At 46.1% G+C, this 19,254-nt stretch carries 17 protein-coding genes; 4 read left to right on the plus strand and 13 right to left on the minus strand.

Translation table 11 applies throughout. The annotated features are described in order from the left end of the window. Nucleotides 1-175 precede the first annotated feature (175 nt). A complete protein-coding gene (nadB, locus tag ACTD55_RS10215; protein ID WP_438864231.1) occupies nt 176-1,765 on the plus strand; it encodes an L-aspartate oxidase in 1,590 nt (529 codons plus the stop codon). 54 nt (nt 1,766-1,819) lie between these two features. Here the strand turns inward: nadB and ACTD55_RS10220 are convergent, their stop codons facing one another. From ACTD55_RS10220 to ACTD55_RS10230, 3 genes are read right to left on the minus strand one after another with little or no spacing between them, the layout of a single operon-like run. Beyond that, nucleotides 1,820-2,674, minus strand: coding sequence for a MaoC family dehydratase (locus tag ACTD55_RS10220; protein WP_438864232.1), 855 nt, complete (start codon nt 2,672-2,674; stop codon nt 1,820-1,822). Further along, entirely contained in the window at nt 2,671-3,096 is a 426-nt protein-coding gene (locus ACTD55_RS10225) for a protein YgfX (protein WP_438864233.1), read from the minus strand. The genes ACTD55_RS10220 and ACTD55_RS10225 overlap by 4 nt, the downstream gene beginning before the upstream one ends. Beyond that, a complete protein-coding gene (locus ACTD55_RS10230; RefSeq protein ID WP_438864234.1) occupies nt 3,083-3,334 on the minus strand; it encodes a succinate dehydrogenase assembly factor 2 in 252 nt (83 codons plus the stop codon). The genes ACTD55_RS10225 and ACTD55_RS10230 overlap by 14 nt, the downstream gene beginning before the upstream one ends. Nucleotides 3,335-3,512: 178 nt before the next feature. On the opposite strand from ACTD55_RS10230, the gene ygfZ reads away from it, so the two are divergent. Further along, on the plus strand, nt 3,513-4,439 hold the full coding sequence (ygfZ, locus tag ACTD55_RS10235; protein ID WP_438864235.1) for a tRNA-modifying protein YgfZ: 927 nt from the start codon (nt 3,513-3,515) through the stop codon (nt 4,437-4,439). 9 nt (nt 4,440-4,448) lie between these two features. Beyond that, entirely contained in the window at nt 4,449-4,934 is a 486-nt protein-coding gene (locus tag ACTD55_RS10240) for an FKBP-type peptidyl-prolyl cis-trans isomerase (RefSeq protein WP_438864236.1), read from the plus strand. Nucleotides 4,935-5,007: 73 nt separating this feature from the next. Here the strand turns inward: ACTD55_RS10240 and ACTD55_RS10245 are convergent, their stop codons facing one another. Further along, entirely contained in the window at nt 5,008-5,520 is a 513-nt protein-coding gene (locus ACTD55_RS10245; RefSeq protein ID WP_438864237.1) for a DUF1993 domain-containing protein, read from the minus strand. A gap of 205 nt (nt 5,521-5,725) precedes the next feature. Between ACTD55_RS10245 and ACTD55_RS10250 the strand changes: the two genes are divergently transcribed. Then, the gene (locus tag ACTD55_RS10250) at nt 5,726-6,841 is read left to right on the plus strand and encodes a transporter substrate-binding domain-containing protein (protein WP_438864238.1); all 1,116 of its coding nucleotides are present in this window, start codon (nt 5,726-5,728) and stop codon (nt 6,839-6,841) included. 74 nt (nt 6,842-6,915) lie between these two features. On the opposite strand, the gene ACTD55_RS10255 is transcribed toward ACTD55_RS10250, so the two are convergent. The 9 genes from ACTD55_RS10255 to prfB form a co-directional block, all read right to left on the minus strand. Further along, nucleotides 6,916-7,470, minus strand: a complete 555-nt coding sequence (locus tag ACTD55_RS10255; RefSeq protein ID WP_438864239.1) for a YgjV family protein — start codon at nt 7,468-7,470, stop codon at nt 6,916-6,918. A 409-nt stretch (nt 7,471-7,879) separates the two neighbouring features. After that, the gene (locus tag ACTD55_RS10260; RefSeq protein ID WP_438864240.1) at nt 7,880-9,112 is read right to left on the minus strand and encodes a sensor histidine kinase; all 1,233 of its coding nucleotides are present in this window, start codon (nt 9,110-9,112) and stop codon (nt 7,880-7,882) included. After that, nucleotides 9,112-9,816 (minus strand): response regulator transcription factor, encoded by a 705-nt coding sequence (locus tag ACTD55_RS10265; protein WP_438864241.1) that lies wholly within the window; start codon nt 9,814-9,816, stop codon nt 9,112-9,114. The genes ACTD55_RS10260 and ACTD55_RS10265 overlap by 1 nt, the downstream gene beginning before the upstream one ends. Nucleotides 9,817-9,843: 27 nt before the next feature. Beyond that, entirely contained in the window at nt 9,844-12,228 is a 2,385-nt protein-coding gene (locus ACTD55_RS10270; protein ID WP_438864242.1) for a TonB-dependent receptor, read from the minus strand. A gap of 306 nt (nt 12,229-12,534) precedes the next feature. Beyond that, complete coding sequence (locus ACTD55_RS10275; protein ID WP_438864243.1) at nt 12,535-13,134, minus strand: gluconate 2-dehydrogenase subunit 3 family protein; 600 nt, start codon at nt 13,132-13,134, stop codon at nt 12,535-12,537. Beyond that, the gene (locus ACTD55_RS10280) at nt 13,131-14,816 is read right to left on the minus strand and encodes a GMC oxidoreductase (protein WP_438864244.1); all 1,686 of its coding nucleotides are present in this window, start codon (nt 14,814-14,816) and stop codon (nt 13,131-13,133) included. Before ACTD55_RS10280 ends, ACTD55_RS10275 begins: the two co-directional genes overlap by 4 nt. Nucleotides 14,817-14,855: 39 nt before the next feature. Beyond that, nucleotides 14,856-15,794, minus strand: a complete 939-nt coding sequence (locus ACTD55_RS10285; protein WP_438864245.1) for a hydroxypyruvate isomerase family protein — start codon at nt 15,792-15,794, stop codon at nt 14,856-14,858. Nucleotides 15,795-16,193: 399 nt separating this feature from the next. Then, complete coding sequence (gene lysS, locus ACTD55_RS10290) at nt 16,194-17,738, minus strand: lysine--tRNA ligase (RefSeq protein ID WP_438864246.1); 1,545 nt, start codon at nt 17,736-17,738, stop codon at nt 16,194-16,196. Between the two features lie 21 nt (nt 17,739-17,759). Continuing rightward, nucleotides 17,760-18,858, minus strand: a protein-coding gene (gene prfB, locus ACTD55_RS10295; RefSeq protein WP_438864247.1) for a peptide chain release factor 2 whose coding sequence is annotated in 2 segments (ribosomal slippage) — nt 17,760-18,782 and nt 18,784-18,858 — 1,098 coding nt in all. Because the reading frame shifts where the segments join, the coding sequence is not laid out codon by codon here. Between the last annotated feature and the right edge of the window lie 396 nt (nt 18,859-19,254).

The following is a 19,254-nucleotide window of genomic DNA, read 5'->3' on the forward strand; positions in this document are numbered from 1 at the left end:
TCAATGAATAGACTCTGTGTTATGTAATAAGTTCGATTTATTTTGATGATTTTGTATTTTTTCTTAAAAAAGCATCATATATACGATTATTTCAATTGTAATTTGTTTATCCATGATTACCATGACAAACATCGACGCAATCCCTACCTGGCATATTGCCCCCTAAGTTTACATTATGAATCAAGCTGTTGAACATCGTTGTGACGTTTTAATTATTGGCAGCGGTGCTGCTGGACTATCGATGGCATTAAAACTGGCCGATCACTGCAATGTGATCGTGCTCAGCAAAGGCATCATTTCAGAAAGCTCTACCTATTACGCGCAAGGTGGAATTGCGGCAGTATTTGATCAGCAAGATTCGGTGGAATATCACATTCAAGATACCATGGAATCCGGTGCTGGATTATGTAACCTTGATGTAGTGAGGTTTACGACCTCCCGTGCCAAGCATTGTCTGGAATGGTTAATTGGCTACGGCGTGCCCTTTGATCAGGAACAAAACGAAAACGGCGACCAACGCTATCACTTAACTCGGGAAGGCGGTCATAGCCATCGACGTATCTTGCATGCTGCCGATGCCACCGGCAAAGCGGTAGAGTTAACCCTAGTGGATGCCGTATCGGAACATCCCAATATTCATATTTTTGAGCGCTATAACGCGATTGATTTAATTAACGATCCCAAGGATAAAAAACGTGTCCTCGGCGCCTATGTCTGGAACCGTAAACAGGAACACGTGGAAGTGATCCGCTGTCGCTTTGCCGCATTAGCTACAGGTGGCGCCAGCAAAGTCTATCAGTATACTTCCAATCCCGACGTTTCAAGTGGTGACGGCGTCGCCATGGCATGGCGCGCAGGTTGCAGAGTCGCCAACATGGAATTTAATCAATTCCATCCCACTTGTTTATATCATCCTGAAGCACGAAATTTTCTGGTTACCGAAGCACTGCGTGGTGAAGGAGCGTATTTGTGCCATGCTGACGGTACGCGTTTTATGCATAAATTTGATGAACGACTGGAGCTGGCACCACGTGACATCGTGGCCCGCGCCATCGATTTTGAAATGAAACGCCTCGGTGCCGATTGCATGTATCTGGATATTAGCCATAAACCGGCTGATTTTATCGTTAAACATTTTCCGACGATTTATCGCAAGTGCCGTTCACTCGGTATTGATATAACCCGCCAGCCTATTCCTGTTGTTCCAGCGGCACACTATAGCTGTGGGGGGGTCATGACCGACACCGATGCTCGCACCGATCTGGACAACCTGTATGCCGCCGGCGAAGTCGCTTATACCGGACTGCATGGCGCTAACCGCATGGCGAGTAATTCACTGCTGGAATGTATTGTTTTTGCCCATTCTGCAGCGGAACATATTATTAGTCGTTTAAGCGAATCAAGCGTGGAAATAGCGATTTCGCCCTGGGATGAAAGTAAAGTAACCAACTCCGACGAAGAAGTGATTATTCAACACAACTGGCACGAGCTACGCCTGTTTATGTGGGATTACGTGGGAATAGTGCGCACCGATAAGCGATTGGAACGCGCTCAGCGAAGAATAGAGTTATTACAACATGAAATTCACGATTACTACGCCAATTTCAGGGTCAGTAATAATCTACTCGAATTGCGTAACCTGGTCACGGTGGCTGAGTTAATCGTCAAATGTGCGATGCAGCGCAAAGAAAGTCGCGGATTGCATTACAATTTGGATTATCCCAATCCGCTAGAAAACAGTGGACCATCCATATTGCAACCTTAACCTCAATAACAAGCCAATGGTTAAATTCTGCCTGGGTTTAATCCGGGACCAGCACTAATCTATTGAGCTTATCGTCCCTTGTAAATGCACAGTCTTGCGGCCAATTTGCGTCAATTCAAAATGCTGATTGAGATTATCATGGCAGTGATATAGCTCCACTTGAGTCGGTAAAAATACTGGCCGCATAAACTGCACTTGTACCTTAAACGCGTCCGGCAATTGATCTGACAATGCCGCCAAACAGCGTGCTTTACTCCACATGCCATGGGCAATTTGCTGCTTAAACCCAAACAACCTGGCACTTAATGCGAACAAATGAATCGGATTATAATCGCCTGAATATTTGGCGTATTGTCTGCCCAGTGAGGCCGGCAGCGTAAATTGATTCAGCACATTCATAGATCGATGTATTTTGGCTTGGCTGGCCTTACGCAAGCTGCTTTTAGCACGGCTTAAATTGGTACTTACTCCTCGCCATACCAGTTGATTATCAATCAAGACCTGGGTAACGACATCAAACTGCCATCCACGTGGATGAGGCTGTAAGTTATCTAATGAACAAACAATATCGAAGTGTTCATCAATGCTGATCGGACGATATTGTTCAATCTGGTTTTCAATATGTACCAATCCCACTACTGCAAAAGGGTTATCAGCTTGTACCATCAATTCTAATTGCATCTGAAACGCAAGCACATGCAAATAGGTTGGTGGTAGTTGTTGTGGTGATGTCCAGCCAATACAGTCACAATAACCATTGAAATGATGGGGGGTAATTTGCATATTTTGTCGGTGAATACGCGACAAAGGTAAACTCATTGTTGCCGAATGTTGGCCTTTTTTAATCGCGGCCTTAAAAAACAATCCCGCGATATGCGCCGGTTTATCTTGCCTCTGCTGAATACTCACCAATCATCCTTTTGTTGCATACGCATAATTATTCTGGCTAATCGTCGATAGTCCTGATCACTGACCGCATCTTTGAATATCCACAGCCATTGTACTTTTTTATCGGTAGGTGAACTAAGACATATCCACAATAACCAAGATGAAACACGGGAGGCAGAAGTAACAGTACACATAGTCTGTTGTTCAAGCCAAATCCACTCACCTTTTTCATCCACCGAAACGGTGGCCTTGAGTCCGGGGCTGCGCAAGTACCCGACAATAAAAATGATCACCAATAAACTCAGTGATGACTGTAATATCCATTGGGCGGCAAACAAATCTGCTTTCCAGCACCAGATAGAGGCCAACAACACACTGCCTGACAATAATTGAAATAGCCGGCAATGCAGTGAAGGAGAAATGACAATTCTATACTTTGACACGATCTAAAATATGTTTAACCATGGCCGCCAATTCAGGATCATCACAGCTTTGATGCCCCATAAACCAAGCATAAAGATCTGGATCATCACAGGTTAACAAGCGTTCAAAAACTTCCTGCTGCTGCTCTGACAGCTTTCTAAAGGGCTCTTCCACAAATGGCATAAACAGCACATCCAACTCTAACATTCCGCGACGACATGCCCATTTCAATCTGTTGTATCGTAAAGTGGAAAACATCTTTGAACCTCTATTAAAAAATCGATTCATACTAACAAAATATATGGCAATTGGTTATCTTTCATCGTCGATTCAATTGATGTTTTAAGAATTATCCTGATCCAGCGAAAACTTCACTTGCCTCTGCGTAATTTGCCCCAATATTGTTTTTATTGTTAATCCAAATATCATTGGTTTTATGTCTGAATTTATCCAACAACTTAATCATCTTGGCGTCATCAATCTAACTGGTGAAGAACATATTAGTTATCTGCAAGGCCAAGTCACCGCTGACATCACACAATTAACCGAACAGCAAGCCAGTATCGGTTGCCATTGTGACTTTAAAGGTAAAACCTGGAATATTTTTTATGCCATTAAATGGCAACAACAGCTATTTTTAATCAGCGATAAAGGCGGTATTGCTGGCTCACTGCCTGAGCTGAAGAAATACGCGGTATTTTCCAAGACAGACATCGAAGATCAATCTAGCCAATATCAGTTATTTGGTGGAAGCGGCGAAGCCATTCAAGCCTTAATTAACGCTACTTTTGCTGAATTACCGACCCAACATTTAGCAACCGTCGCTAATCAGCACGGTGTCGCGCTCTGTTTAACCACTCCCGAGCCACGTTGGTTAGTCATGCTCAACAATCAACATGCAGATGATTTCAGCAATGCCGTTAGCAGCACAACTGATGCTCAAACTTGGCAATGGCAGGACATTCAGGCCGGGTTAGCGCATATCGCTCCACAAACCAGTAACCAATTTGTGCCACAGATGCTCAATATGCAGGCCCTCAATGCTATCAGTTTTAGTAAAGGCTGTTATATGGGGCAAGAAGTGGTGGCCCGGACTAAATATTTAGGCAAAAACAAACGAGCGACTTTTATTCTCAAGTCAGAACAAGCACACTCTCTAACCGCAGGTGATATATTAGAGCTACAAATTGAACAAAATTGGCGAAGAGGCGGTACCGTCATCAGTTGTGCTACAGTAAACAATCAAACTTGGTTACTCGCCGTATTAGCCAATGATACGCAAGTAGGGGCAGTGTTACGCAGTAAAGAGCAAGAAGAGGCACTCTTCACCGTACAACCCCTACCCTATTCCATCGAAAACTAAAGGAACATAATGAAAATATCTCAAAACAGTGTAGTTACCATGCATTTTACCGTCAGTTCTGAAGACGGAGTACAAATCGATTCATCGCGCAAAGGCGAGCCAATGATGTACATTCAAGGCACGCGTTATATGATTCAAGGGTTGGAAGAAGCGGTTGAAGGCAAGCAAGCAGGTGACAGTTTTGCATTAAGTGTTGAGCCTGAAAAAGCCTATGGTCAACGTCATGATCAACTAGTACAAGTTGTCCCTAAAAGCATGTTTGAAGGAATGGATGTCGAAGTCGGCATGCAATTTCGCGCAGGCACGGATGATGGCGAACAGTCAGTATCAGTGATTGACGTCACAGAAGACGAAGTGGTCGTTGATGGTAATCACCCACTTTCCGGATTAACCCTTAATTTTGAAATTGAAATTTTGGATGTGCGTGAAGCCACCGCAGAAGAATTATCCCACGGGCATGTCCATTCTGCTGGCGGGTGTGGTCATCAGCATTAAAAGCTAGTGACAGCGTTTTGCTCTTGTTCGCGCCACTCTCATGTGGCGCGATTTATTTGAGTGATTAACTTTTTCAGCCCCCCACTCGACCTAAGTAATCGCCTTTGCCTAATTCCACACCAAGATGACGCAAAATGGCATAGGCTGTGGTGAGATGGAAATAAAAATTCGGCAGAACAAATTGGGTCACATAATCCTGACCAGAAAAGTTTAAAGTCACACTGGGGAATGCCAGTACAATGGCTTTATCTTCACTACCTTCAAACCCTTCCGGGTTAAGTGTATCAAGAAACGCTAACGTACGGTCAATCCGCAACTGAAGCTCATCCAAGGTTGTTTCATTATCTTCGAACTTTGGCATATCGGTATCCGAAAGACGCGCGCCACAGCCTTTAGCGGTATCACAGGCGATTTGCACCTGTTTACTCAATGGCAACATATCCACGGCTAAACGACTGGCCACAATGGTTTGTGGATTAACTTTTTTGGCATCAGCAAACTGCTGTGCTTTTGCAAGTATCCCTTTGAGGTTCTTCAACCCGCTGATCAATAAAGGAATAGTTGCTGAATACTGTGAAAATGACATAAAAAACTCCGTATTAGGTGACAAAAGCAAATGTGAAGAGCAAAGTTCCTGCTAGCTTGACTAAGGCACTGGCCAGCCCAACTAGTTCCAGCATTTAACCAGAATAAGCTAAATTGTGGAATGAATAAGAGATAAAGTCCAAACCGTGCAGCACTAAAGGGATTACGTTAACATGGATATAAATACGCCATTGACAGGATCTCCTATGACGATAAAAACATTGCTGACTCACTGGTTATTAACCCTGACTCTGCTTGGTGCATCAGGTCTGATACATGCTCAATCTGTTGCGACTGATGCAACCACCAACACGTCACCTCAAGCAACAACACTCGTTATTGGTGTTAAGGCAGCCCCACCCTTTGCCAAGATTGATGGTAACAACTATAGCGGTTTGGCCATTGATTTGTGGAAAGAGATTGCCGCAGAACAAGGCTGGGATTATCGTTTTCAACAATATGATCTCGAAGGGTTACTCGATGCCACCAGCAATGGTCAGATTGATGCAGGCTTAGGTGCCATCACCGCCACGGCAGATAGAGCACAGCGCATGGATTTTACCCATACTATTACCAGTTCCGGCTTGTCCGTTGCGGTACGCAGCGAATGGTCCTCAGGGTGGTTAGCGGTTTTATCCGCCTTGGCCTCTCCGGCCTTTTTAAAAGTCATTAGTCTGCTGGTGATTGTGCTACTGGGAGTGGGTTTTATCGCCTGGTTTTTCGAACACAAGCACAATCCGGAGCAATTTGGCGGTAGCCGTGCCAACGGATTATTTTCCGGGTTTTGGTGGGCTATGGTCACCATGACCACCGTCGGTTATGGAGATGTAGCCCCTCGCACTATCGCGGGTCGAGTGTTGGGCATGATATGGATGCTGACAGCGTTAATTATTGTGTCATTCTTTACCGCATCCATCACCAGCGCGTTAACGGTTGGTCAACTCAATAGTCAACTGAGCAACACCGAAGATTTAGTAGGAATGCATATTGCCAGCGTCACCGGCAGCACCAGCGCCAGTTGGTTAAAGAACCGTAAAATCAAATTCGATGACGCGGCTAATTTGGATGAGTCACTACAACAATTAGCCGATGGTAAAATTGATGCGGTGGTTTACGATGCACCACTACTGCGCTGGACCATTAATCAACACTATGCGGGAAAACTGCAAGTCCTGCCTATCACACTGGCACGTCAGGATTATGTTTTTGCCCTCCCCAATGGCAGTCCTATTCGTGAATCGATAAACACATCACTGCTAAAACGGATTAACGCTCCCGAATGGCCTGAACGGGTGGCCAATTATTTTGATGGCAGCAACTAAATAAGTAGCTACCAGTAACAAGCGTCGAGTCGCACGCTAAAAGCGGCTCATATATCCCACAACGGGGTATTTTGTTATTGACTGTTTTGAGCTGCTTGCTGCAAACGGAATAGTTTCAGCATGGTGCGACTGTTAATAATCACAAATGCCCCTTCAATGATGGCGCCACCAATCGAGCCCACAATAAAATTATGGCTAAACCAGCAAACGCTACCAATCAGCATTAACATACGCATACGTAATCCCTGCTCTCGAAACATCGCCCATGTACCTAATGTCGTACCGATAATAGGTAAAACATGCACCACCTCGGTTACATTAGGAATGGTAACCGCCCACACAAGCATCAAAAAACCACTCATCACATATAAATTACGCGTACGGGTCGAAATATAAGTGCGCAGACTACTTAACCAAGCGGTAAAGGCGGCTGACCACAGATCCAGCATGACAAATTGAATCCCCATTAACACTGTATACAGGGTCAAGTTTCGACGTAATTTGTGGTCGTCATGCTGTAAAAAGGCACTCGCACCAATCAGTAAAGCAACAATCCCTATTAGCTGAGCCCAAGGATGTTGCCAAAATAATTGATTAACCGATTCAAAGGTGGCACTAAGTACATTCAACGAGATAAAACTCCATAAACACAGGCTTGATGGGGAATAAACAGAACAATAATTGGTGGTTCGATTTTTTAACTCATCCGGAACAAAAATAATCACGAAATATTGAAAGGTATGCTGACTACCGTGATCTATCCAGACATCAATATACGCTATTTTAAAGTGTCACCAATATAATAGCGAAATCAAATCGTTATAGCTTATAGAACATTATCACTTAACCTGACATCGTTGAACAACAGTGTATAACAGCTCTCACCTGATGCTTTGAGCCAATAGCAGCCGCGTGATTAACTGATTGTTAAGATGATGCAAATTCTCACATATTTTGCGAATTGAAGTGGAATAGTTCGTTTTCCTCCGCACATCCACCTCATTGATTTGTATTAAATAGTGACGTGGTCTGCCGACGTCACCACGAAAGACGGGTGGCGACACAGGCCTCATCAGCGTGCAGCAAAAACGACCAACCATTGCGCTCACACAACCGTTGAACTATCCCAAGCCCCAGACCATAGCCGTGAGACGACGATACCTCGGTTGGCATGTGCCGCTCATCAGGGTCACTGCTGACCTGATTGGTGACGAATAGCTCGCGCTCTTTGATGATAATCGTAATCGGTCCCTGTCCGTTAAGCGTGTGCTCGAATGCATTTCGCACCAGGTTGTTGACCACGATCGAAAAAGCCTGTGGATGTCCGCAGACTTTGGGGTTAGCGAGTTGCTCGATATCAACATCGACCATCTTGCCTTTCAGCAGGTAGTGTTGCTGATCGATCGCGTTGCTCACCAACGGCATCACTAAAAACTGCTCGTCATACAAGCCGTCATCGGTTTCACGAGCGAGGCACAAGAACATTTCAATCGTGGTTTTCATGTCGAGGGTTGCACGCCTCACTCGATCCAGCGCCTTCACATCGGTTACTGACAGTTCACTGTGCTCCAGCAACTCAAGCGCACCTATGATCACTGTGATCGGTGTGCGTAACTCATGGCTGGCTGAATCGGTAAAATATCGCTCTCTAGCAACAAATGCGCTGATTCGCTCAAGTGTCTTTTCAATAGTTTCAGCGAGCAAGCCAACCTCATCATCGCCGAAGCGGTTGGATCCTACGCGTTTATAATCTTCTTCCGATAACTGTTCCAGGTCGATATCCTCGACTGTCTTAGCGAGCTGAGCCACAGGGGCAATAGCTCTGCGCATCACAACAATTCCGAGCCCGAAACCCAGCGAACCCAGCGTCCCCACAGCAACGACGATAACCAGCAACCACCACCAATCCTCTGACGATGCAGCCTCAATCCCGGCAACGTCGAACACCACAAAGGCGTGTTGCTGCTCATTACCGCCGGGTATTACCGCCACATGCAACTCTTCGGAACTGAATTCGTATAGTCCCAGTTCTGGGTTAGTCTGCGCCCATTCCCTCAGTGATTCCGGCAAGCTGGCAACCTCATCGTATTCACGAATACTCATCGGCATAGAGGGATAACTTTTGGCGGCATGCTCTAGCTGACGCTGTAGCACGTGGTCTTCGGTCAACCTGATTGCAGCAAAGAACGCGAATCCCCAGGCTAAGCTGAGTACTGCAACACACATCGCAAATGCAATGGCGACACGCTTGCGTAAACTATGTCGATACATTACTCAGCATCCTCTGCAATTCGGTAGCCAATGCGATGCACCGTATGAATGAGTGGGCTATCAAAGGGTTTATCGATAGCCTGCCGCAGTTTGTACATATGCGAGCGAAGCGCATCTCCATCGGGAAGCTCGTCAGCCCACAATAAGGTTTCGAGAGTATCGCGCGTCACAACAGACGGCGCCTCTTCCATCAATCGTTGTAGTAGTTTCATACTAGTAGGGTTGAGATCTATTCGCCGCCCCGCGCGATGCACTTGCAGTGTAGATTGGTTGAGCGTCAGCTCGCCAAACGTTAACAGCTTGGCGGTTTTTCCATGACTGCGTTTATACAACGCCTGCAGGCGCGCATGTAATTCCTGTAATGCGAATGGCTTGATCAAATAATCATCGGCTCCCGCCGCAAACCCCTTAAGTTTATCGTCAAGGGTGTCTCTCGCCGTTAGCATTAGCACCGGCGTTTCTACTTTGGCGTCGGTGCGCAGCTTTTTGCAAAAACTCAGGCCGTCCATTCCCGGCAGCATCAAGTCCAGAACAATCACATCGAACGGATTCGTCAACGCCAGGTGCATCGCGCTAATACCGTCATAGGCGAAATCAAGTATATAGCTATGCTTTTCCAGATAAGCGGCAATGTTCTCGCAAATATCGCGATTGTCTTCAACAATCAATACTCTAACTGGTGTCGTATCAAGCGCCAATACCATATACTATTCCCCTTAACAGAGACCCATTTACCACGCATAGTCCAATCGCAGACCAATCAGTGGCTCGGCTTCGCTCTCGTCTTCCACTTCAACGCCTCGGCGATAATCAAACTCGGTATCGTCGCTCGACGATGCTGCCGTTATATTGATGACGTCTAGAAAAGCGGTTACATCTACAGGACCAAATGCGCGCCGATAGTCAACGCGAACGTTCAACAAGCCGGCACTGCTTTTACGACCAACATTACGCTCAGTGATCTGTTTCGAATAGCGTAGCGGCTGCCCCGGTCCCAATACGTCTGAGTGAATAATAAACTCATCATCTGGTCTGCCGGAAAGATATTTGTAGCGCCCGGCGACCTTCCAATGATCGCTAATTTCCCAGGTTAGCCCCAGGGTAGCGACGTGCTCGCGACTGAATTCAGCAGCTACATCACCGCGACCGTCTTTGCGGTCGACTACTGCATCATTGTAAGAATAGGTTGCAGTAGCGTAAAGACCTTCGAAGATCGTACCGTTGATGACGATATCGACACCGTACGACGAGCCATCACCAATGTTGGCAAAGGTTCCCCTTGCTCGGTCAAGGTCGACCACGAGATTGTCGAGTTTTTGATAATAGGCTTCCGTTAACACTGACCAATTGTTGTTCGGGAAATATTTTAAACCGATACTACTATGGGTGATTTTTTCGGTTTTAAGGGAATTTGATTCATTAGCGGCAAGTTCTAAATACCGTGGCGACTGATGAAACATCCCTGCGGTGGCAAAATATCTAACCGTTTTACCCGGTTGCCAGTTAACGCTAAATCTGGGCGATGCGAAGCTTTCGTCAGCAAAACCATCCCGTTCGAGCCGTAAGCCTGTGCCAACATCCCAGTCACCGAATTCAAACACTTGATCTACATAGCCAGCATAGTTCGTTTCTTTCTGACGCACTGACGAATTGATACTCTCGGGCGTCAACACAATAAAACGCTGCTCAGAGTCTGGTCTGAAATCATCGTCATCATAGACAAATCGGTTCCAATCGCCATCCAGAACAGTGTTGTAGTCCAGTTCAATTTGCGTAACCCGAGCACCGGCACTGAACGTACCCCATTGATTCAGCGTTTCAAAGTCGCTTCGCCAGCCGATTTCCGTTTCATTTTCACCGATGGTAATGATGTTTTCCCGCACCGGAAAACTGGATGCAGGCGATCCTGCTGGTACCAAATCAGGGAAGGCTTCCCCTTCTGAGCTTACCTTGTCACTTTTGCGGTAGTAAACCTTATTGGTCCAGACCGCTGCTTCACCGATCAATGAACGTAATGTCAAACCATACAAATCACTATCTTGTTCTTCATCCTGCAGCGCAACATCTTCGAAATTGGGCGACGCAAAAACGTGAGTGACGCCGCGGGTGTAGTCCTCATGGGTATCCATCAGCAGCACTTCAAAGGTGTGCTCCTGATTGATAGGTATGACTGACTTTACGATAACATCTCGTAACACCGGCTCGCCAATGTCCAGCTCTTCAATGGTTTCAAACAACTTGCCGAAGTCCAGCCGCCGCGCAGACACCAGCATGGTGGCATCTTCAGTGGCACCCATAGGACCGTCATAACCCACTTCATAACCTGCAAGGTCGTAGCGGAAACTTGCTGATGGACTGGGATTGCCATTGGCGACGTCCAGTTTGAGTAACGATGCTGCACGACCACCATAAGCGGGCCCCCACCCACCCGGTGAAAACTCTGCTCCACTAATAACGTTCGGCGCGAAAATCGAGAAACGGCCACCACCACCTACATCCTCCTCTTCACCCAGTGTCGCATCAAAGTGCACGGCTTTATCAAAGGGAAAACCATCAACCAATAACAAGTTATCCCTTGGACCACGGCCACGCACACTAAAGCTGGCAAATTCACTGGCGGATGCCAGGCCAGGCAATCCGTCCAACGAGAGCAGCGGATCTGCACCACCACCGACGGCGCTTCGCAATGCTTCTCTATCGAAATAGGTGCTGGAACCTGAGGCAGATAGTTCAGATTGTTGCGCCCGAACCTCCACTACCTCAATGGTGTGTTCTCTCAATTCGAATTCTATCTTGATATTCTTGCGTGTCACCACGCGTATGCTCGGCTCATACAATGAAGCAAAACCAATTTTGGTCAGGCTCACAGAATAGAGACCGGGATCGAGCTGTTCAACGACAATCCGCCCCTGTTCATTGGTTTCTATCGTTTGTGTAGAAGAAGTTTCCCGTTCCTTGAGCGTGATCTGCACATTTGAAAGTGGCCGCTCAGTATTCTGATCTTTGACGATGAATGTTAGCGCACCGGGCGACTCTGCTGCATGGGCAAGAAGTGGAAAGCCAACTAGAAGCGCCCACAGCGCCAACCACGATACTTGTCTGACTTTCCTGTTCATATTGTTGTCCTTCTAAGCGTTAAACACCATACCTGCTTCAATTGCCTGCTCATATTGCTTCCTCCAAAAATCGACCGTAAATAATTGATGAATCGCTGAGAGGTTAACAAAGCTAATGTGACTAAAATGTCGCTGAAATGTGAAGTTGACAACAGATCCTGAATACCAGAAACCGGTTCAATTCAGGGAGACTGTTGCGAATGAAAAAATCTGTATGTCGCCCACACAAAAAAGCCGCTAGTTGTTACTTAGCGGCTTGTTTATGACCAATCTTCATCTATTCATGGCTAAAAATACCTGACTTATTTATGTAGCCCAAGCACGGTCGCCTTTTTTATAATCAAGTGCGCCGTCATATTTACCGGGAATAGCGTCATAACGCAGCACCTTAGTCGCCCCCACTTCGGACGTAAAAAAGCTGAACAGGGTTAATTGTTTGATCATCGTAAAATAATGCGGCAATGGCTGATCGCCGTTAGGTCTGACCGACATATAGTAGAGGTCCTGTTTGTTATTGTCTGCTTTTGCCTGTGAATCGAGGCCCTGCACAAATTCGATTTTTTGTTCTGGGCTCAACAGCAAAAAGGGTTTGCCGTAGGCATCTTTCGCATGTTCATCAACAGCACGTAAACCTTCAGCAAAGCTTTTACGCGCAGCAGGGTTGTAACAGTCATTTGCCAAAATCATTGCCATCAAACCGACATTGGCGTCTTTGGCCCCCGGGGTCTCGGTACGAGGTAAAATCACTTCGGCAATCTCGTTAAACAGGATCAGATCATCCTGACTGAACATAGTATCTGACAAAGTCAGCTGGCTTTTCAGTTCATAGCCAAAGACATTCCCCCCTACCATGGCAGCCCCGGTGGCTACCGTGATCATTTTAAGCAGGTCGCGTCTATCCATCATAGATTCCTCTTTTTAAGTTCTTCAACCGCGTAATTTGCCGCTCTTGCCGTCAATGCCATATAAGTTAATGAGGGGTTAACGCAAGACGCAGAAGTCATACAGGCTCCGTCGGTGACAAACACATTAGGGGCATCCCATACCTGATTGTGTGCATTAAGCACCGAAGTTTTTGGGTCGCGCCCCATGCGGGCAGTTCCCATTTCGTGAATACCTTTACCTAGCGGCGATTCCCCATCCCAACCATGTACGTTTTTGACCCCAGCGGCTTCAAGTATATCCATTGCATCCTGCTTCATATCTTTACGCATGCGTTTTTCGTTTTCCTGCAGCTCAGCGTCCATCGATAAAACCGGCAAGCCCCACTTATCTTTAACACTGCTATCCAGAGTCACTTTATTACGATGATCAGGCAATATTTCGCCAAAGCCTCCCATACCGATATTCCAGGAACCCGGCTCAGCCAAGGCGTTCTTGAAATCTGCACCAATGCCTAATTCGGCAACGTTTTGCTGCCAGCTTGAACGTGAAGCGGCGCCCTGATAGCCAAACCCTCGGACATAATCACGTTTATCACCACCCCAGTTACGGAATCGTGGAATATAAAACCCGCAAGGACGCCTGCCCGAATAATATTTGTCGTCATAGCCTTCTACGGTACCACTCGCGCCCACTGCCAAGTGATGATCCATAAGATTGTGGCCCAACTCACCGGAACTGGAGCCTAGCCCGCCTTGCCAGATATCGGTGGCCGAATTCATTAAAATCCAGGTGGAATTCAGGGTCGAAGCATTTAAGAACACAATTTTGCTGTTAAAGACATAGGTTTGATTGGTTTCTGCGTCCAGCACTTCAACCCCGCTGGCTTTCTTGCTGTTTTTATCGAACAGCACCTGCGTCACAATAGAATAGGGTCTTACCGTCAAATTACCGGTTTTCATCGCCACCGGTAACGTAGAAGATTGGGTACTAAAATATCCACCAAAAGGACAACCCAACCAACATTTGTTGCGATATTGGCAACCGACCCGATTTTGTTCCGGCATCGGTTGAGTGATATTGGCGGTGCGGCTATGAATAAGATGGCGCGCGCCCTTGTATACTTTAGCTATGCGTTTAGCGACATCTTTTTCAACAATATTTAGCGGGATCGGCGGTAAAAATTGGCCATCGGGCAACACATCAAGCCCTTCACGGGTACCCGCAATGCCGGCAAACTTTTCAACATAATCGTACCAGGGCGCAAGTTCGTCATAACGTATGGGCCAGTCTACTGCGATGCCGTCTTTCAAGTTGGCCATAAAATCTTCGGCATTCCAGCGATAACTCTGACGCCCCCACAGTAAAGATCGCCCTCCCACATGGTAACCCCTGAACCAGTCAAAGCGTTTTACTTCGGTATAGGGATGATCCTTGTCCGTCGCCCACATCCCCGCAGTGGGTTCGTTAAGTGTGTATTCCCTGGCTAACTTGGGGAATTCGGCCTTCATTTTCTCGGTTGCTAAACCACGGTGAGGATAGTCCCAGGCTTCAAGGTGAGCGTTGGTGTAGTCCTTAATATGTTCAATATTGCGACCACGCTCCAGCATCAGTACTTTTAGGCCTTTCTCGGCCAGCTCTTTGGCTGCCCAACCGCCGCTGATGCCAGAACCAACAACGATTGCATCATAATTATTATTTGCCATAAATTTCTCTTTTAATACTTTTTCTAAATGTTTACGTCTTTAGACATCACAAATCTGAATCGCCCGTTTCAGCGATTCAATTTTTGCTACCCTGCTTTCCGCTACGGGAATAAATTCCTGAGCTAAATAACCGCTAAATCCGGTACTCAATATGGCCCGCGCAATTGCCGGATAAAATAGTTCCTGACTGTCATCAATTTCATGGCGGCCGGGCACACCAGCTGTGTGATAGTGACCAAAATACTGGTGATTGTCGGTAATGGTGCGGATGATGTCGCCTTCACTTATCTGCATGTGATAAATATCGTAAAGCAACTTAAAGTTGGCAGAACCCAATCGCTTGCACAATGCAATTCCCCAAGCCGAGTTGTCCGCGAAGTAATCCGGATGATCAACCTTGCTATTAAACAATTCCATCTGCAGCACAACACCGCGCTTTTCTGCGTGAGGTAATATTTGCTGCAAACCTTGCACGGCGTTGTCCAAACCCACTTGTGGATCGATACCCCGTTTGTTGCCGCTAAAACAGATTAGATTGGTGTAGCCCGCATCGGCTACCAAATCGATATGACGGTGATAGCGCTCGATAAGAGCAGCATGGAACTGTTTATCGCCCCAACCATCGGTCAAATTGAGTTCCGCGCCATTACACATCGAAGAGTGAATGCCATACTGTTTTAGTGTTGGCCAGTCTTCCGGACCAACCAGGTCGATGGCAGAAAAACCTAACTCGTTGGCCACCTGACACAATTCACTGATACTCAAGTCGCCGTAAGTCCAGCGGGCGACTGAATGATGAATATTTCCTTTTAACGGGTTATTATTTTTTGCTTTGGAGCCCGGTTCCGGGTCACTGGCCATGATGGCTGCCGAGTGCCCCATAAGCCCGACGCCCGTTGCGCCAATCGCCAATTGTTTAAGTATCTGACGGCGGGATGTTGAGTGCGTATCAACTTGAACCTTGTCTAACTCAGCCATGGATAGTCACCTTTTCAGATTTGAATGCGTTAAAATTTGCCCTCAATCTTACCGAGAACGTTAATTTTATGTTAACGATATTAAAACTTTCGAGCAGAAAAGGGCTAGCGTAATATCGGTTTTTAGTATGACAATTTCGGCGTTGAATATTGGATTACGGCCTACATGCCAAATTGGCTGTATTGGCTAACGGATGTTTTACGATGGTGTGAGTATACCGGGGCAGTTTAATCAGACTCTTATGGCAATGAGCTGATTTCGCGTTTAACGCGATAACGATGGTTGTCTAGGGACAAGTTATGCTTGGAATGACAGGTGCTAGTTGACTCTATGTGCTTAACGTTAGGATGAAGCAGCAAGGCAACCCCGGGGAATAATCCCCAAGGGCTGCCTTAATGATTATTCTGGTTGCGCTTGCGGACGCATATGGGGGAACAGGATCACATCCTTGATGGTTGGACTGTCAGTAAATAACATGACCAGACGATCAATACCAATACCTTCTCCTGCTGTCGGTGGTAAACCGTATTCCAGCGCACGGATATAATCTTCATCAAAGTGCATGGCTTCTTCATCACCGGCATCTTTTTCTTCTACCTGCTTACGGAAACGGGCAGCCTGATCTTCAGCATCATTTAATTCCGAGAAACCATTAGCCAATTCGCGTCCGCCAACAAAGAACTCGAAACGATCGGTCACAAAAGAGTTGTCATCGTTACGACGGGCCAGCGGTGACACTTCCCACGGATAAGCGGTAATAAAGGTTGGCTGGTCGAGTTTTTCTTCTGCGGTGGCTTCAAAAATCTCGCACAAGTATTTACCTGCACCCCAGATCCCATCCACTTCCGGCTCTTTGATATGCAGCTCTTTGGCCATTGCCTTAAGCTCTTCAAGATGATTTTCCGGATCGTTAATCGCCACTTCATTAGCGCCCTTCCAATATTTCAGAATGGCTTCATTCATGGTTAAACGAGCGAAGGGTTGACCAAAATCATATTCTTTTTCTTCGGTAACATTACCATCTGCATCCTTGACGGTATTCTTGATTACCGTACTACCCAGTACATCCAACGCCAGTGTGCGTAACATGTCTTCGGTTAAATCCATCAAGTCATTGTAATCGGCATAGGCCTGATAGAATTCGATCATAGTAAATTCAGGATTATGACGAGTGGATAAACCTTCATTGCGGAAGTTACGGTTAATCTCGAACACCCGCTCAAAACCACCCACTACTAAACGCTTTAAATACAGTTCTGGCGCGATACGCAAATACATATCAATATCCAGCGCGTTATGGTGTGTGGTAAAAGGTGCCGCCGTGGCGCCGCCCGGGATCACTTGCAACATGGGCGTTTCCACTTCCATAAAGTTACGCGTGCTGAGGTACTGGCGAATGCCTTCTACAATTTTGCTACGAATACGGAAGGTCTCACGAGTGTGCTCGCTGGTGATCAAATCCACATAACGCTGACGATATTTGGTTTCCTGATCGGACAAACCGTGGAATTTTTCTGGCAGTGGGCGCAAGGACTTCGTCAGCAATTTAAATTCAGCCATATTGACGTATAAATCGCCTTTACCGGATTTATGCAACTCTCCCGTTACACCGATAATATCGCCAATATCCAGACTGCCGTATTGCTCTTTAATGATCTGCTGTGCTTCTTTGGATGCATAAGACTGAATACGACCAGACATATCCTGCAAGACCAGAAAAGGGCCACGTTTAGCCATAATTCGTCCGGCAACACTGACTACTTTAGCCATGTTTTCCAGATCGGCTTTTTCGCGTTCACCGAAAGCTTTTTGCAAATCCGCGGCGTAATGCTCACGGTTGAAGTCATTCGGATGACCATTCGCTTTGCAATGGCTGCGAATATGGTCCAGTTTGCCACGACGTTCGGCAATCAATTTATTTTCGTCTTGTTGTATATCAGTCATCGCTTCGCTATTTCCAATCAGTTACAGGCCAGATTTAAGACTGGCTTCAATAAATTTATCTAATCCACCGTCAAGAACGGCCTGAGTATTACGAGTTTCCACACCAGTACGCAAGTCTTTAATCCGCGAGTCATCCAGCACATAAGAACGTATTTGGCTACCCCAGCCGATGTCTGACTTACTGTCTTCCATCGCCTGTTTTTCGGCATTCTGTTTTTGCAGCTCAAATTCATATAACTTGGCTTTCAACTGTTTAAATGCCTGATCTTTGTTTTTGTGCTGAGAACGGTCATTTTGACACTGCACCACAATATTGGTCGGCAAGTGAGTTATCCGAATCGCCGAGTCAGTCCGGTTAACGTGCTGACCACCGGCGCCAGAAGCCCGGTATGTATCAATACGGATATCAGCCGGGTTAATTTCAATTTCAATATTATCGTCAATTTCAGGATAGACAAAAACTGAAGAAAATGAGGTGTGGCGACGATTTCCCGAATCGAAGGGGGACTTACGCACTAATCTATGCACGCCTGTTTCGGTGCGTAACCAGCCAAAGGCATACTCGCCACCGAAACGGATGGTAGCGCCTTTAATGCCGGCCACATCACCATCAGATACTTCAATCAGTTCCGTCTTAAAGCCATGTTCTTCACCCCAACGTAAATACATACGTAACAGCATATTGGCCCAGTCTTGGGCTTCAGTACCACCTGAGCCAGACTGAATGTCCAGATAACAATCGTTAACATCATTGGGACCGGAAAACATCCGGCGAAACTCTAATTCTTCCAACTTCTTAATTAATTCTGCCGCTTCAGCATTGGCTTCATCAAAGGTTTCTTGATCTTCAGCCTCAATTGCCAATTCCAGCAAACCTTCCACATCGTCCACCCCACTATCCAGTTGCATAATGGTTTCTACGACTTTTTCCAAGGCGACTTTTTCTTTACCTAACGCCTGTGCATACTCCGGATCGTTCCAAACTTCGGCACTTTCCAGTTCGCGATTGACTTCTTCTAAACGTTCTTGCCGTTGATCAAAGTCAAAGATACCCCCGAAGAATATCGGTGCGTTGTCTTACATCTTTGATGGCGCTTTGCAGTGGATTGATTTCAAACATAAAAATTAAAAATTCTAGGACAATAATGGAGCCGGATTCTAGCTGATTTTAGTCCTAATTCATACAGCTGACAGGGGATTCTGCTAGTTAAATTCGGACTAATTGATAAGAAAAATCAGCTTCGCTCAAAACCGTGTTCAGATCTTCCTTTTGGGCTCCAACAGGGGTCAACCTGGTCTGATGTGTTGACCAATCAACACGTCTTTTGTGCTGCTATTTTTGTTCTATAAAAAAACTGATACAGCTCTACACCCTGTTTGTAATCTAACATTGAGCAAAGCAACAGCGACAAAAACATAAAATCGGGTATTTTTCTCAGCCTCGTATTAGGTATCAAAAATCACAACAAGGTATAAAGCCTCATCTATATCGTAAAACATACTTATGTATATTGCG

Origin of the sequence: Neptunicella sp., assembly GCF_048268085.1 — a bacterium.
Taxonomy (GTDB): Bacteria; Pseudomonadota; Gammaproteobacteria; order Enterobacterales; family Alteromonadaceae; genus Neptunicella.

Bases quoted from the DNA above. Each gene is read 5' to 3' on its own strand.
- nadB (WP_438864231.1), top strand. From the start codon at position 176: ATGAATCAAGCTGTTGAACATCGTTGTGACGTTTTAATTATTGGCAGC.
- ACTD55_RS10230 (WP_438864234.1), bottom strand. From the start codon at position 3,334: ATGTTTTCCACTTTACGATACAACAGATTGAAATGGGCATGTCGTCGC.
- ygfZ (WP_438864235.1), top strand. From the start codon at position 3,513: ATGTCTGAATTTATCCAACAACTTAATCATCTTGGCGTCATCAATCTA.
- ACTD55_RS10240 (WP_438864236.1), top strand. From the start codon at position 4,449: ATGAAAATATCTCAAAACAGTGTAGTTACCATGCATTTTACCGTCAGT.
- ACTD55_RS10245 (WP_438864237.1), bottom strand. From the start codon at position 5,520: ATGTCATTTTCACAGTATTCAGCAACTATTCCTTTATTGATCAGCGGG.
- ACTD55_RS10250 (WP_438864238.1), top strand. From the start codon at position 5,726: ATGACGATAAAAACATTGCTGACTCACTGGTTATTAACCCTGACTCTG.
- ACTD55_RS10260 (WP_438864240.1), bottom strand. From the start codon at position 9,112: ATGTATCGACATAGTTTACGCAAGCGTGTCGCCATTGCATTTGCGATG.
- ACTD55_RS10265 (WP_438864241.1), bottom strand. From the start codon at position 9,816: ATGGTATTGGCGCTTGATACGACACCAGTTAGAGTATTGATTGTTGAA.
- ACTD55_RS10270 (WP_438864242.1), bottom strand. From the start codon at position 12,228: ATGAACAGGAAAGTCAGACAAGTATCGTGGTTGGCGCTGTGGGCGCTT.
- ACTD55_RS10275 (WP_438864243.1), bottom strand. From the start codon at position 13,134: ATGATGGATAGACGCGACCTGCTTAAAATGATCACGGTAGCCACCGGG.
- ACTD55_RS10280 (WP_438864244.1), bottom strand. From the start codon at position 14,816: ATGGCAAATAATAATTATGATGCAATCGTTGTTGGTTCTGGCATCAGC.
- ACTD55_RS10285 (WP_438864245.1), bottom strand. From the start codon at position 15,794: ATGGCTGAGTTAGACAAGGTTCAAGTTGATACGCACTCAACATCCCGC.
- lysS (WP_438864246.1), bottom strand. From the start codon at position 17,738: ATGACTGATATACAACAAGACGAAAATAAATTGATTGCCGAACGTCGT.